This is a genomic window from Streptomyces sp. SJL17-4 (assembly GCF_036826855.1).
In the GTDB taxonomy this organism is placed as follows: Bacteria; Actinomycetota; Actinomycetes; order Streptomycetales; family Streptomycetaceae; genus Streptomyces.
Map to the genome: position 1 here is coordinate 6514133 of NZ_CP104578.1, position 15029 is coordinate 6529161.

At 70.8% G+C, this 15029-nt stretch carries 11 protein-coding genes; 7 read left to right on the forward strand and 4 right to left on the reverse strand.

The genetic code is table 11. The features are described 5' to 3' along the window. Window positions 1-131: 131 nt before the first annotated feature. A complete protein-coding gene (locus N5875_RS29280) occupies window positions 132-698 on the reverse strand; it encodes a methylated-DNA--[protein]-cysteine S-methyltransferase (protein WP_318207197.1) in 567 nt (188 codons plus the stop codon). A 210-nt stretch (window positions 699-908) separates the two neighbouring features. Between N5875_RS29280 and N5875_RS29285 the strand changes: the two genes are divergently transcribed. The 5 genes from N5875_RS29285 (at window position 909) to N5875_RS29305 (ending at window position 8232) form a co-directional block, all read left to right on the forward strand. Beyond that, on the forward strand, window positions 909-1808 hold the full coding sequence (locus N5875_RS29285; RefSeq protein ID WP_338497159.1) for an MHYT domain-containing protein: 900 nt from the start codon (window positions 909-911) through the stop codon (window positions 1806-1808). Between the two features lie 62 nt (window positions 1809-1870). Next, complete coding sequence (gene uvrB, locus N5875_RS29290) at window positions 1871-4000, forward strand: excinuclease ABC subunit UvrB (RefSeq protein ID WP_318207195.1); 2130 nt, start codon at window positions 1871-1873, stop codon at window positions 3998-4000. A gap of 188 nt (window positions 4001-4188) precedes the next feature. Further along, a complete protein-coding gene (locus tag N5875_RS29295) occupies window positions 4189-4767 on the forward strand; it encodes a TerD family protein (RefSeq protein ID WP_055601217.1) in 579 nt (192 codons plus the stop codon). Window positions 4768-4989: 222 nt separating this feature from the next. Further along, complete coding sequence (locus tag N5875_RS29300) at window positions 4990-6966, forward strand: TerD family protein (RefSeq protein WP_338497162.1); 1977 nt, start codon at window positions 4990-4992, stop codon at window positions 6964-6966. 261 nt (window positions 6967-7227) lie between these two features. Beyond that, window positions 7228-8232: a TerC/Alx family metal homeostasis membrane protein gene (locus tag N5875_RS29305; RefSeq protein ID WP_338497163.1), complete on the forward strand. Its 1005-nt coding sequence runs from the start codon at window positions 7228-7230 to the stop codon at window positions 8230-8232. Between the two features lie 76 nt (window positions 8233-8308). Here N5875_RS29305 and N5875_RS29310 read toward each other — a convergent pair whose 3' ends face one another. From N5875_RS29310 to N5875_RS29320, 3 genes are all read right to left on the reverse strand, one after another. Continuing rightward, the gene (locus N5875_RS29310) at window positions 8309-9598 is read right to left on the reverse strand and encodes an MFS transporter (protein ID WP_318207192.1); all 1290 of its coding nucleotides are present in this window, start codon (window positions 9596-9598) and stop codon (window positions 8309-8311) included. Between the two features lie 170 nt (window positions 9599-9768). Next, complete coding sequence (locus N5875_RS29315) at window positions 9769-10425, reverse strand: MBL fold metallo-hydrolase (protein ID WP_318207191.1); 657 nt, start codon at window positions 10423-10425, stop codon at window positions 9769-9771. 45 nt (window positions 10426-10470) lie between these two features. Beyond that, entirely contained in the window at window positions 10471-11154 is a 684-nt protein-coding gene (locus tag N5875_RS29320; protein WP_318207190.1) for a maleylpyruvate isomerase family mycothiol-dependent enzyme, read from the reverse strand. 198 nt (window positions 11155-11352) lie between these two features. Here N5875_RS29320 and uvrA point away from each other — a divergent pair, with 198 nt between their 5' ends. Both uvrA and N5875_RS29330 read left to right on the forward strand, forming a co-directional pair. Continuing rightward, on the forward strand, window positions 11353-14430 hold the full coding sequence (uvrA, locus tag N5875_RS29325) for an excinuclease ABC subunit UvrA (protein ID WP_318207189.1): 3078 nt from the start codon (window positions 11353-11355) through the stop codon (window positions 14428-14430). 144 nt (window positions 14431-14574) lie between these two features. Continuing rightward, entirely contained in the window at window positions 14575-15012 is a 438-nt protein-coding gene (locus tag N5875_RS29330; protein WP_338497167.1) for a Rieske (2Fe-2S) protein, read from the forward strand. Window positions 15013-15029 lie beyond the last annotated feature (17 nt).

A 15029-nucleotide genomic window follows, 5' to 3' on the forward strand; every position in this document is an offset into this window, starting at 1 on the left:
CCGGGGGTGTGGGTCACTTACGTGAGTGTGCCAGCCGTCCCACCTGATGGGAACGCCTCCCCGTGAGGCCGGACTGATGGGAACGCCTCCCGGGGAGGCCGGAAGCCGACGGCCCGGCGGGGGAGAGGCCCTCAGAACAGCGGCGCCGGCAGCACGCCCTCGAGCGCGAGCAGCTGCCGCTTGGTCTCGAGACCGCCTCCGAAGCCGCCGAGACCGCCGTCGCTCTCCACCACACGGTGGCACGGCACCACGACCGGCAGCGGATTGGATCCCATCGCCGCGCCGACCGCCTGCGCCGCCCCCGGCTGCCCCACGCGTCCGGCCAGCTCCCCGTACCCGACGACCGTGCCGTACGGCACACCGCTCGCCAGCTCGCGCAGCACCTGCCGGTTGAAGCCCGCCGTCAGACTCCAGTCCAGGGGCAGATCGACATCGCCGGGCTCGCCCGCGAAGTACCGGTCGAGCCGGCGTATCGCGCCCGCGAGCAGCCCCGAGGCGCGCTCCACCGGCTCCGCGCCGAGCTGCGCCGCCAGCCGGTCGAGCATCCGGTCCCGCCGCGCCGCGTCGGCGTGGAACTCGACCCGCACGAGTCCCCGCTCGGTCGCGGCGAGGAAGAGCGGCCCGATGGCGCACTCCATGACCGTCCACTCCACCGGGACGGCCCGCCCGCCGCCCTCCGGCCCCGCTTCGATGTCCATGCCGCCCACGGTACGGCCCACCACCGACAACGGGGCCCGGAAAGCGGACGCAAGATCACGAACCGGTCTCGCTCAGGTCTCACGAGCGGAAATTCCCCGGTCACATGGTCGCGTGGCCCCCGGCGCGCCATAATCTCGCCCCGGTAGTACTACCCAGCGGTACCGACTGTTTTCGGACGACGTGGCACCAGGGGTGGAGGACACACGCTCATGCAGGGCACGGTCGACGGATTCAGCTACGGGCTCGTCACTCCGGTGGCGGCCTTTCTCATGGCGTGCCTGGGCGGCGCCCTCGGCCTGCGGTGCACCACGAGATCGCTCCGCCACCGCGACAGCTTCAAGGCGGGCTGGCTCGCCCTCGGGGCCACCTCGATCGGCACCGGCATCTGGACCATGCACTTCATCGCCATGATGGGCTTCTCGGTCCAGCAGGCGCCCATCCACTACGACCTGCCCATCACCTTCGCCAGCCTGGGCGTGGCCGTCCTGATGGTCGGCATCGGGATCTTCATCGTCGGATACCGGGGGGCGACCGCCCTCACCCTGGTCACCGGCGGCACCATCACCGGCCTCGGCGTGGCCACCATGCACTACCTGGGCATGGCCGGGATGCGCCTCCAGGGGCGCATCGAGTACGACACGCTCACCGTCGCGACGTCCGTGGTCATCGCCGTCGTGGCGGCCACGACGGCCCTCTGGGCGGCCGTCTCCGTCCATGGATTTCTGGCCAGCCTCGGTGCGAGCCTGGTGATGGGCGTCGCCGTCAGTGGTATGCACTACACCGCCATGTCGGCGGTCAGCGTCCACCTGCACGGCACGGAGCCCGTCAAGGGCACCGGCGACACCGCCACCTCGCTGCTGCTGCCGATGCTGATCGGCCCGGCGGTCTTCCTGATCCTCGCCGCCGTCGTCGTCATGTTCGACCCGCTGCTCGTGATGGGCGATCCGGACTGGCAGGGCCCCGCCGCCCGTACCCCGCACCGCCCCGGCGTCCCCGCCCCGCGCCACGTACCGTCCTACGGCGAGCCCGCCAACTGGACGGCCCGGCCCGCCGGACGCGGGGCCCGCAGGAGCGTCCCCCGGGCCGGCCACCGCTCCCAGGACTGGTGACGGAGGGCCGCCGCCGAGCCGATCACCACCCGAGTGTCAGTGCCGGGTCGTACGGTGGTTGCATGCGGCCCGTTTCCAAGATCGAACGTTCGGTGGCGCCCTTCGAGGTCGTCAGCTCCTACCAGCCCAGCGGCGACCAGCCGACGGCCATCGCCGACCTGGAGCGGCGTATCCGCGCGGGCGAGAAGGACGTCGTGCTCCTCGGTGCCACCGGCACCGGAAAGTCCGCCACCACCGCGTGGATGATCGAGAAGCTCCAGCGCCCCACCCTGGTGATGGCGCCGAACAAGACCCTGGCCGCCCAGCTGGCGAACGAGTTCCGCGAGCTCCTGCCGAACAACGCGGTCGAGTACTTCGTCTCGTACTACGACTACTACCAGCCCGAGGCGTACGTGCCGCAGTCGGACACGTACATCGAGAAGGACTCCTCCATCAACGAGGAGGTGGAGCGGCTCCGCCACTCCGCGACGAACTCCCTGCTCACCCGCAGGGACGTCATCGTGGTCGCCTCCGTCTCCTGCATCTACGGCCTCGGCACGCCCCAGGAGTACGTGGACCGGATGGTCCCGCTCAAGGTCGGCGACGAGCTCGACCGCGACCAGCTGCTCCGCCGCTTCGTCGACATCCAGTACACGCGGAACGACCTGGCGTTCACCCGTGGCACCTTCCGCGTCCGCGGCGACACCATCGAGATCTTCCCGGTCTACGAGGAGCTCGCCGTCCGCATCGAGATGTTCGGCGACGAGATCGAGGCCCTCTCCACCCTCCACCCGCTCACCGGCGAGGTCATCAGCGAGGACCGCGAGCTGTACGTGTTCCCCGCCAGCCACTACGTCGCCGGCCCCGAGCGCATGGAGCGCGCGGTCAACGACATCGAGCGCGAGCTGGAGGGCCGCCTCGCCGAGCTCGACAAGCAGGGCAAGCACCTGGAGTCCCAGCGCCTGCGCATGCGGACCACGTACGACCTGGAGATGATGCGCCAGATCGGCTCCTGCTCCGGCATCGAGAACTACTCGATGCACTTCGACGGCCGCGACCCCGGCTCCGCGCCCAACACCCTCATCGACTACTTCCCCGAGGACTTCCTCCTCGTCATCGACGAGTCGCACGTCACCGTGCCGCAGATCGGCGCCATGTACGAGGGCGACGCCTCCCGCAAGCGGACCCTGGTCGACCACGGCTTCCGGCTCCCGTCCGCCCTGGACAACCGCCCGCTGAAGTGGGAGGAGTTCCAGGAGCGCATCGGCCAGACGGTCTACCTCTCCGCGACCCCCGGCACGTACGAACTCTCGCGCGGAGACGGCTTCGTCGAGCAGATCATCCGCCCCACCGGGCTCGTCGACCCCGAGGTCGTCGTCAAGCCCACCGAGGGCCAGATCGACGACCTGGTCCACGAGATCAGACTGCGCACCGAGCGTGACGAGCGGGTCCTCGTCACCACCCTCACCAAGAAGATGGCCGAGGACCTCACCGACTACTTCCTGGAGCTCGGCATCCAGGTGCGCTATCTGCACAGCGACGTCGACACCCTGCGCCGGATCGAGCTGCTGCGCGAGCTGCGCGCCGGTGAGTACGACGTCCTCGTCGGCATCAACCTCCTCCGCGAGGGCCTCGACCTCCCCGAGGTGTCCCTCGTCGCCATCCTCGACGCCGACAAGCAGGGCTTCCTGCGTTCCGGGACCTCCCTGATCCAGACGATCGGCCGCGCCGCGCGAAACGTCTCGGGCCAGGTCCACATGTACGCGGACCGCATCACCCCTGCGATGGAGCAGGCCATCGACGAGACCAACCGGCGCCGCGAGAAGCAGATCGCGTACAACACGGAGAACGGCATCGACCCGCAGCCGCTCCGCAAGAAGATCAACGACATCGTCGCGACCATCGCGCGCGAGGAGATCGACACCGAGGAACTCCTCGGCACCGGCTACCGGCAGGGGAAGGAGGGCCAGGGCGCCAAGGCCCCCGTCCCCTCGCTCGCCGCGCACGGCGTCAAGGGCAGGGGCAAGGCCGGTTCCACTGTGGAGCTCGGCGACCGGCCCGCCACCGAACTGGCCGCGATCATCGAGGAGATGACCGACCGGATGCGCGCCGCCGCCGCCGAGCTGCAGTTCGAGGTGGCCGCCCGGCTCCGTGACGAAGTGGGAGAGCTGAAGAAGGAGTTGCGCCAGATGAAGGAGGCGGGACTCGCCTGACCGGACGCGGTCCGGTGGGGGAACGGGTGCGTGGTCCGGCGCGTGTCCGGCGCGCGGTCCGGTGTGTTGCAAGACCGACACAAAACCGGACCGCACCTCCGCGCTGTCAGTGGTGCTGCGTAATGTGCTCGACAACCGCACGCACCGGAACAGCGGGCGCGGGGAACGCTAACGAGAGGGGCAAACGCGTGTCGGTCAACATGACCAAGGGTCAGGCCATCAGCCTGGAGAAGCAGGGTGGGGGCAGCCTCAGCCAGGTGCGGATGGGCCTCGGCTGGCAGGCCGCGCCGCGCCGGGGTCTCTTCGGCAAGCGCACGCAGGAGATCGACCTGGACGCCTCGGCCGTCCTCTTCGCGGACAAGCAGCCGGTCGACGTGGTCTTCTTCCGTCACCTGGTCAGCGACGACGGCTCGGTCAAGCACACCGGTGACAACCTGGTCGGCGGCGCGGGCCAGGGCGGGGACGACGAGGCGATCCTCGTCGACCTCCAGCGGGTCCCGGTCCACATCGACCAGATCGTCTTCACGGTGAACTCCTTCACCGGCCAGACGTTCCAGGAGGTGCAGAACGCGTTCTGCCGCATCGTCGACGAGGCGAACGGCCAGGAGCTCGCGCGCTACACCCTCGACGGTGGCGGCAACTACACCGCGCAGATCATGGCGAAGGTGCACCGGGTCGGCTCCGGCTGGCAGATGACCGCCCTGGGCAACCCGGCCAACGGCCGCACGTTCCAGGACCTGATGCCCGCGATCCTGCCGCACCTGTAGTCAGGACCGCACCGCAATACCCACAGCTCCCGGAGGCAGCAGGCCACCGGGAGCTGTCCCGCATGACCCGCGCCTGCTGAAACGCCGCGAACGCGAGAACGCCGAGAACGCCGCGCACACCGAGAACGCCGCGCACACCGAGAACGCCGCGCACACCGAGAACGCCGCGCACACCGAGAACGCGCACACCGAGAACACCGAAAAGCCGAGGGGACAGAGTCGATGACGGCCGAGCTGGTCCGGGGGCAGAACCACCCCCTGCCCGACACCCGACTGGAGATCCGGGTGTCGGCCGGTCACCCTGTCCTCGCCGGCGCCACCCTCGGCGACGAGCAGGGCAGGGTCCCCGGCGTGGAGTGGATCGCCCACCCCGGAGCGCCCTCGCTGCCCGGTGTCGACGTCCCCGGACAGGCCGCCGCCGACCAGCGCCTCACCGTCGACCTGGAGGCCGTCCCCGGCGCCGTCCACCGGGTCTCGGTGCTCCTCGCGCTGCCCGGGCCGCGGGCCGGCGGAGCCGCCCGCTTCGGGACGGTCGCCGCCCCCTTCGTCGCCGTCGCCGGCCCCGACGGCGCCGAGATCGCCACCTTCACGATCACCGGACTCGACAGCGAGTCCGCCGTCGTCGCCCTGGAGCTGTACCGCCGCCAGGGCGTCTGGAAGGTCCGTGCCATGGGGCAGGGGTACGAGGGCGGGCTCGCCGCCCTCCTCGGCGACCAGGGCCTGGAGCGCGCCGCCGACCTGGCGGCGACGATCCTGGAGACCGTCACGCCGGGGCCCACCGCCCCGGTCGCCGCTCCGGCCCAGCACGTCCCCGAGGCGGAGCGCGTACGCCGCACGGCACCGGTGACCGCCACGGACCCGGCCACGACCGGCCCGACGAACCCGCCGCCGACCCCGCCGACCCCGCCGTCGACCCCTCCGTCGGGTACCGCCACGGACGCGCCCACGCCGTCGACGAGCGGCGGGCCCGTCAACTACGCGCATCCTCGACGCCAGGCCGCCCCGGCACCCGGTCCCGCCCCCACCCCCGCACCCGAGCCCGAGCGCGAGCCCCGGCAGGGGCCGCCCACGCCGGTTGCCGGGGACGCGTCGGGCTGGTCCATGGACGAGCGCCTGTACAACCAGGTGTGGGGCATGTTCGAAGACCTGGCCCGCACCGCCGCCGCCTACCGCAGCGCCTGCGAGTTCGCCGAGAACCGGCTCGACCGGGAGCTCGACCAGACGCTCTCCGACTACCGTGCCCGCGCCGACGGCGCCAACGACGCGGCGCGGGCCGCCGCACGCGCCCGGCACGACGAGCTGGTGGCGCGGGCGCAGGAGGTCCTGGACCGGGACCTCGCCCAGCTCGTGGCCGAGTCCGAGGTCGTCGAGCCCGCCCTGCCCGTCGCCTTCGCCCGCTGGGAGAACCCCGTCTGGCAGGCCTACCGTGTCCCGGCCGAGGAGCCGATGGCCGTCCGTCTCGGCGACCTCCACCTCCCCGAGCGAACCGATCTGCGGATCCCCATGCTCGTCCGGCTTCCGCTGGAGCGGGGGCTCTGGGTGGACAGCGGCCGAGGGCACTCCGAGGCCGCCGGTCTCCTCGACGAGGTCGAACTGCGGCGGCTCGCCCTGGACTGCGCGGTCGCGCACGCGGCCCGGCTGCTCGCGGCGCACCCGGCGGGCGCGTTCACCGTCCATGTCGTCGACCCGGCCGGTGCGGGCACCGCCGCGCTCGCGCCACTCGTGGAGACGGGCGTCCTCGCGGCCCCGCCGGCCCGGGGCGCGGCAGGGGTCTCGGCGGTCCTGGAGCAGCTGACCGAGCGCGTCGACCTGCTGCAGATGGCGGTGCGGGCGGGAGCCGCCGACGCCCTGCCGCCCGGTCTGGACGCGGCCCGGCAACTGCTGCTCGTGCACGACTTCCCGCACGGCTTCGACGACCGGGCGGTCACGCGCCTCCGGTACCTCGCCGACGAGGGCCCGTCGGTCGGCGTCCATCTGCTGATGGTGGCGGACCGGGCGGACGCGTCCGCGTACGGGCCGCTCCTCGACCCGCTGTGGCGTTCGCTGCTCCGGCTCACCCCCGTCGCCGACGACCACCTCGCCGATCCCTGGGTCGGCCATTCCTGGTCGTACGAGCCTCCGCTGCTCCCGCCGGGCAGCGGGGTGCTCCGTCAGGTCCTGGGGCAGGTGGCGGCCGCTCGCCATGGAAAGCGGCCCTGACGCCCCGACAGCTCTGACCTGGCCTCTTGGTGGCCCTTTACCCTTCCCTTTACCTTCTCTTGGGTGTTCGGGTACTCTTCTCAGTGCGGAGGGGAGTACTCCCCATGCGCGGCGTACCCGTCAATACGGACGGATCATCCATGATCCGATCCCGGGGCGTCGGCCCGGTGGCGATCGTCCGTCGCCCGGGTGGAAGAGACCTCCGGCAGCGACGACGCTGATCAGTAGCCGTACGACGCCGGAGGCGCAGTGGACGTTTCAATGACTCTGTGGGTAGTGACCATTCTTGGTCTTGCTGCCCTGATCGGTGCCGACTTCTTCATCGGGCGCAAGCCCCATGACGTGTCGGTCAAGGAAGCCGGAATCTGGACGGTCGTCTGGATCGTGCTGGCCGGGCTCTTCGGCCTCGGCCTGCTGTTCTTCGGCGACAGTCAGGCGTCCGGCGAGTTCTTCGCCGGTTACATCACCGAGAAGTCGCTCAGCGTCGACAACCTCTTCGTCTTCGTCCTGATCATGGCGAAGTTCGCGGTCCCCTCCCACCTCCAGCAGCGTGTGCTGCTCGTGGGTGTGGTGATCGCCCTGGTGCTCCGCACGATCTTCATCGCCGCGGGCGCCGCGATCATCGCCAGCTTCTCCTGGGTCTTCTACATCTTCGGCGCGTTCCTGATCTACACCGCCTGGAAGCTCATCCAGGAGGCGCGCGCGGACGAGGACGAGGACGAGTGGGAGGAGAACCGTCTCCTCAAGACCGTCGAGAAGAAGTTCGGCGTCGCCGACCGGTACCACGGCACCAAGCTGTTCATCCGGAACAACGGCAAGCGGATCATGACCCCGCTGATGGTCGTCATGCTGGCCATCGGTACCACCGACATCCTCTTCGCCCTCGACTCCATCCCGGCGATCTTCGGCCTCACCCAGGACCCGTACATCGTCTTCACCGCCAACGCCTTCGCCCTCATGGGTCTGCGACAGCTGTACTTCCTGATCGGTGGTCTGCTCAAGAAGCTGGTCCACCTCAGCTACGGCCTGTCGGTGATCCTCGGCTTCATCGGCGTCAAGCTCGTGCTGCACGCCCTGCACGAGTCCGGGGTGCACGTCCCGGAGATCAGCATCCCGTTCTCGCTCGCCGTCATCGGCGGTGTCCTGGTCATCACGACGATCACCAGCCTGATCGCCTCGAAGAGGCAGGCGGAGCGGGACGCGGCCGAGGGCGTGACCGATGCCGACGGCGTCGACGATGCCAAGAAGGACAGCGTCGACGCCTGACCCGCTCGACGCAGGACATGAACACGACGACGGCCGGCCGGGGACTCCCCGGCCGGCCGTCGCCGTTCTCCGTCCCTCACGCCGAGGCGGGCTCGGGCTCCGCCCGCTGCCCGGCCTTGGCCGGCAGCGTCTCCGGGAGGAGCGCGAAACAGCCGAGGCTGACGAGGGCGACCACGGTCAGATAGGCCGCGACGCCCCAGGGCGGACCCGAGCCGCCGTCGGAGAGGGCGGTCGCGACGATCGGGGTGAGGGCACCGCCCAGGACACCGGCGAGGTTGTAGCCGACGGCGGCGCCGGTGCAGCGCACGCGGGGCTCGTACAGCTCCGGGAGGTACGCGGCCACCACCGCGAACATCGTGATGAAGGCGAGCAGCGCGCCCAGGAAGCCCAGGAACATCAGGAACGGGCGCGCCGTGTGCAGCAGGGCCACCATCGGGAACATCCACAGCGCGGAGGCCGCGCACCCGGCCAGACACAGCGGCCGACGGCCCCAGCGGTCGGCGAGGATCGCGATGAACGGCGTGGCCGCACCCTTGATCGCGACCGCCGCCATGACACAGGTCAGCATCACCGTGCTGCTCACCCCGAGCCGCTCGGTCCCGTAGGCCAGGGCCCAGGTGGAGACCGTGTAGAAGGTGGCGTACCCGACGGCGAGTGCCCCGGCGGTCAGCAGCACGAGCCGCCAGTGGTCACGGGCGACCTCGGCCAGCGGGGCGCCCGCGGTCTGCCCCGCCGCGGAGAGCTTCTCGAACTGCGGGGTCTCCGCGAGCGAGGAGCGGAGCAGCAGACCGGCCGCCGCGAGCAGGCCGGCCGCCCAGAACGGCACCCGCCAGCCCCAGGAGCGGAACTCCGCGTCGCTCAGGCCGGCCGAGAGCGCCAGCATCACCCCGTTCGCCAGGAGGAAGCCGATCGCCGGGCCGATCTGCGGGAAGCTCGCCCAGAGCGCCCGCCGGTTCTCGGGGGCGTGCTCGGCGGTGAGCAGGACGGCCCCGCCCCACTCGCCGCCGAGGCCCAGGCCCTGGAGGAAGCGGAGCACGAGCAGCAGCACGGGTGCGGCGATGCCGATGGTCCCGTATGTGGGCACGCAGCCGACCGCGACCGTGGCGCAACCGGTCAGGAGCAGCGAGGCGAAGAGGACCGGGCGCCGTCCGTACCGGTCGCCGACATGGCCGAAGAGGACCGAGCCGAGCGGCCGGGACACGAAGCCGACGGCGAAGGTGCCGAAGGCGGCCAGGGTTCCGGCGAGCGGGGAGAAGGTCGGGAAGAAGAGCGGCCCCAGGACGAGCGCGGCGGCGGTCCCGTAGACGAAGAAGTCGAAGAACTCGATGGCGGTGCCGACGAGCGAGGCGGCGGCGAGCCTGCCCATCGACGGCGCGGTGGGCGGGACGGGCGGAACCGGGGAAGCGGGTGGCGACGGAGCGTTACTGAGGCTCATGTCGCGCCAACTACCCCGCCGCCGTCCGGGTTACGGGGGCGTGCGGAAGCGCGTGGCTGCTCAGCCGCGCGCTTTCCGCCTCCGAGGGCCTTCCCGACGGCCTACCAGCCGCGCTCGCGCCACACCGTGAGCGAGGGCCGCTCGTCACCGAGCGTGGTGTCCTTGCCGTGGCCCGGGTAGACCCAGGACTCGTCCGGGAGGACCGCGAAGAGCTTGGTCTCCACGTCGTGGATCAGGCTCGCGAAGGCCTCCGGGTCCTTCCAGGTGTTGCCCACCCCGCCGGGGAAGAGGCAGTCGCCGGTGAAGACGTGCGGGTGGCCGTGCGGATCGTCGAAGATCAGGGCGATCGAGCCGGGGGTGTGCCCGACCAGGCGGCGCGCGGTCAGCTCGACCCGCCCCACCCGGATCGTGTCGCCGTCCTCGACGGGTACGTCGGTCGCGACCGGGATGCCCTCCGCGTCGTACGCGCCCGCGTACGTCACGGCGCCGGTGGCGGCGACGACGTCGGCGAGCGCCTGCCAGTGGTCCCCGTGCCGGTGGGTGGTGACGACGGACGCGATGCCGTCGTCACCGATCAGCGTGAGGAGGGTGTCCGCGTCGTTGGCCGCGTCGATCAGCAGCTGCTCGCCGGTGGCCCGGCAGCGCAGCAGATACGCGTTGTTGTCCATCGGGCCGACCGCGACCTTCGAGATCATCAGGTCCGTCAGCTCGTGCACGTCCGCCGCCCCGCCGACCTTCACCACTCCGCTGTACGTCATGTGATCAGACTAGCTCCGCCCACCGACAGCGGGGGATCTGACGGCCTACAGCGCCGGGAGCTTCGGCAGGGGTCCGCCCTTGGTCTTCAGGGCCGAGCCGTCGCGGCGTCCGGCGAGCCAGCCGAGGATCTCGACGGGGCTGCCCGTGACGACCACGCCGCCCGCCGTGCCGCCGGTCTGCCACACCCGGCCGTCGTCGGTCCAGAGGGCCGTCGTCGGCACGGTCTCCAGGCCCGCGAAGCGGTCGGCGAGGAAGTCGATCTCGCGGTGCGTGAACTCCTCCGGCAGGTCTTCCAGCTCGTAGCCGATGCCCAGGTCGACGTGGTGCAGGTCGACCTCCACCCAGCGGCGGAAGGGGATCCGGGAGGCGCTGTCCAGGACACCGTTGCGGAGCTCGACCGTCCGGCTCCAGTCGGCGGGCTCGGCGCCGACGGCCTGGAAGCGGTCGGCGGTCTCGCGCAGGTCGGCGAGCTGGACGTCGAGCGGGCGGCCGGAGTCGCGCTCGATGTCGGCGTCGCGGGTGGCGGCGTCGGGGTACATGGGGAGGCCCTGGAGGACGTTCACCAGAGCATCGGCGTTACGGGCGATGTGGGCGAGCACATGGCCACGGGTCCAGCCGGGCAGCCGTGACGGCTCGGCGGCCGCCGCGTTGTCCAGGGAGGCGGCCGCCGTCAGCAGCCGTTCGGTCGCCGCGCGGACGTGAGCAAGGTCGCTTTCGTGGTCGATCATGGCGCCGACCCTAGTGCCGGCCGGGGCGCCACCACTCGTTCGGGTGAAGAGGTCTCCGCGAGTCCGGAAATCGAATGTGCGTGCTATAGGCTCGAAGGAAGCATCCGGCATCCTTGAAGCGTTGGGTGTTTCAGGCACATCAGCTCTCCGCGGCATCCCTCTGCAGCATCCGCTCTCTGAAGAAAGGTGCGGACCGGCGTGACCGACCGTCTCATCGTCCGTGGCGCTCGTGAGCACAACCTCAAGAACGTCTCGCTCGACCTCCCGCGCGACTCCCTGATCGTCTTCACCGGGCTCTCGGGGTCGGGCAAGTCCTCCCTCGCGTTCGACACGATCTTCGCCGAGGGGCAGCGCCGCTACGTCGAGTCGCTCTCCTCGTACGCCCGGCAGTTCCTCGGCCAGATGGACAAGCCGGACGTCGACTTCATCGAAGGTCTGTCGCCCGCGGTCTCCATCGACCAGAAGTCGACCTCGCGCAACCCGCGCTCGACGGTCGGCACCATCACCGAGGTCTACGACTACCTCCGCCTGCTCTTCGCCCGCATCGGCAAGCCGCACTGTCCCGAGTGCCACCGGCCGATCTCCCGCCAGTCGCCGCAGGCCATCGTCGACAAGGTCCTGGAGCTCCCCGAGGGCAGCCGTTTCCAGGTGCTCTCCCCGCTCGTGCGCGAGCGCAAGGGCGAGTTCGTCGACCTCTTCGCCGACCTCCAGACCAAGGGCTACAGCCGCGCCCGCGTCGACGGCGTGACCGTACAGCTGAGCGAACCGCCGACGCTGAAGAAGCAGGAAAAGCACACGATCGAGGTAGTCGTCGACCGCCTCACCGTGAAGGACAGCGCCAAGCGCCGCCTCACCGACTCGGTCGAGACCGCGCTCGGGCTCTCCGGCGGCATGGTCGTGCTCGACTTCGTCGACCTCGCCGAGGACGACCCCGAGCGCGAGCGGATGTACTCGGAGCACCTCTACTGCCCGTACGACGACCTGTCCTTCGAGGAACTGGAGCCGCGCTCCTTCTCCTTCAACTCGCCGTTCGGCGCCTGCCCCGACTGCACCGGCATCGGCACCCGCATGGAGGTCGACCCGGAGCTGATCGTCCCCGACGAGGACAAGTCCCTCGACGAGGGCGCCATCCACCCCTGGTCGCACGGCCACACCAAGGAGTACTTCGGCCGGCTCATCGGCGGCCTCTCGCAGGCCCTCGGGTTCCGTACGGACCTGCCGTACGCGGCCCTGCCTCAGCGTGCCAAGAAGGCCCTGATGTACGGCCACAAGACCCAGGTCGAGGTGCGCTACCGCAACCGGTACGGCCGGGAGCGGGCATACACGACCCCGGCCTTCGAAGGTGCCGTCTCCTTCGTCAAGCGGCGCCACACCGAGGCCGAGAGCGACTCCAGCCGCGAGCGCTTCGAGGGCTACATGCGCGAGGTGCCGTGTCCCACCTGTGAGGGCACCCGCCTCAAGCCGATCGTCCTCGCGGTCACGGTCATGGAGAAGTCCATCGCCGAGGTCTCCGCGATGTCGATCAGCGACTGCGCCGAGTTCCTCTCCCGCCTCACGCTCAACGCCCGGGACAAGAAGATCGCCGAGCGGGTCCTCAAGGAGGTCAACGAGCGGCTGCGCTTCCTCGTCGACGTCGGCCTCGACTACCTCTCGCTCAACCGCGCCGCGGGCACCCTCTCCGGCGGCGAGGCCCAGCGCATCCGGCTCGCCACCCAGATCGGCTCCGGCCTGGTCGGTGTGCTGTACGTGCTCGACGAGCCGTCCATCGGCCTCCACCAGCGCGACAACCACCGGCTCATCGAGACCCTCGTACGCCTCCGGGACATGGGCAACACGCTCATCGTCGTCGAGCACGACGAGGACACCATCAAGGTCGCCGACTGGATCGTCGACATCGGCCCCGGCGCCGGTGAGCACGGCGGCAAGGTCGTCCACTCCGGCAGCTTGAAGGAACTCCTCGGCAACGAGGAGTCGATGACCGGGCAGTACCTGTCCGGCCGCCGGGAGATCCGGACCCCGGACATCCGCCGTCCCGTGGACCCCGGCCGCAGGCTCACCGTGCACGGTGCCCGCGAGAACAACCTCCAGGACATCGACGTGTCCTTCCCGCTGGGCGTCCTCACCGCCGTCACCGGTGTCTCCGGCTCCGGCAAGTCGACCCTGGTCAACGACATCCTCTACACCCACCTGGCGCGCGAGCTGAACGGCGCCAAGTCGGTGCCCGGCCGGCACACGCGCGTGGACGGCGACGACCTCGTCGACAAGGTCGTGCACGTCGACCAGTCCCCGATCGGCCGCACCCCGCGGTCGAACCCGGCGACGTACACCGGCGTCTTCGACCACGTCCGCAAGCTCTTCGCCGAGACGATGGAGGCCAAGGTACGGGGCTACCTGCCCGGCCGGTTCTCCTTCAACGTCAAGGGCGGCCGCTGCGAGAACTGCTCCGGCGACGGCACGATCAAGATCGAGATGAACTTCCTCCCGGACGTCTACGTCCCGTGCGAGGTCTGCCACGGCGACCGGTACAACCGGGAGACCCTGGAGGTCCACTACAAGGGCAAGTCCATCGCCGAAGTCCTGAACATGCCGATCGAGGAGGCCCTGGACTTCTTCGAGGCCGTCCCGACGATCGCGCGCCACCTGCGCACGCTCAACGAGGTCGGACTCGGGTACGTCCGGCTCGGGCAGTCCGCGCCGACGCTCTCGGGCGGCGAGGCGCAGCGCGTGAAGCTCGCCTCCGAGCTCCAGAAGCGCTCGACGGGCCGCACGGTCTACGTCCTGGACGAGCCGACCACCGGTCTGCACTTCGAGGACATCTCGAAGCTGATCAAGGTCCTGTCCGGTCTGGTCGACAAGGGCAACTCGGTGATCGTCATCGAGCACAACCTCGATGTCATCAAGACCGCGGACTGGCTCATCGACATGGGCCCCGAGGGCGGCAGCGGCGGCGGCCTGGTCGTCGCCGAGGGCACGCCGGAGGAGGTCGCCTCGGTCCCGGCGAGCCACACCGGCAAGTTCCTCCGCGAGGTCCTCGGCGCGGACCGGGTCAGCGACGCCGGGGTGACCGTCCCGGCGGCCCGGGGGACGAGAAAGGCGGCGGCGAAGAAGGCCCCGGCCAAGGCGCCCGCCAAGAAGGCCGCCGCGACGAAGGCGGCCGCGGCGACCACGACGGCCGCCAGGAAGACGGCCACGAAGGTCGCCACGAAGACGGCCACGAAGGCGACCGCCACCAAGGTCGCCGCGAAGAAGGCGACGACGCGGGCCCGCAAGGCCTGACGTTCCCGGCAGGGCCCCCTCCCCGGGGGCCCTGCCGCGTCTCGGCGTCTCGGAGCGGCCCCCCGGGCCCGGTCTCCGGCGCCGGACACCCCGCCGGTATCGTCGGTTCGGTCACGCCTTGCCCCGATCCACCGTGGAGCGCCCATGTCCGGCCAGTCCAGCCGCCGCACCGTACTGAAGGGCGCCGCTCTCGCCGGTGCCGCCGGGCTGGGAGTCGCCGCCTGCTCCACCGAGTCCAAGCTCGGCCATGCCGGGGTCCCGACCCCGACCGCCCCCGTCGCCCTCGGCGCCCCGGACGAGATCCCCGTCGGCGGCGCCAAGCTCTACCGCGAGCAGAAGGTCCTGGTGAGCTGCCCGGCCAAGGGCCAGTACAAGGCGTTCAGCGCCCAGTGCACGCACGCCGGCTGCGTCCTCGACAAGATCGAGAACAACGAGGGCAACTGCCCCTGCCACGGCAGCCGCTTCGACGTGACGACCGGCAAGGCGCTCAAGGGCCCGGCCACCGTGCCGCTCCCCGAGGTCCCGGTCCGCGTCGAGAACGGCACGCTGATCGCGGGCCCCGAGACCGCGCCCAAGGCCTGAGCCTCGGGCTCCCACCG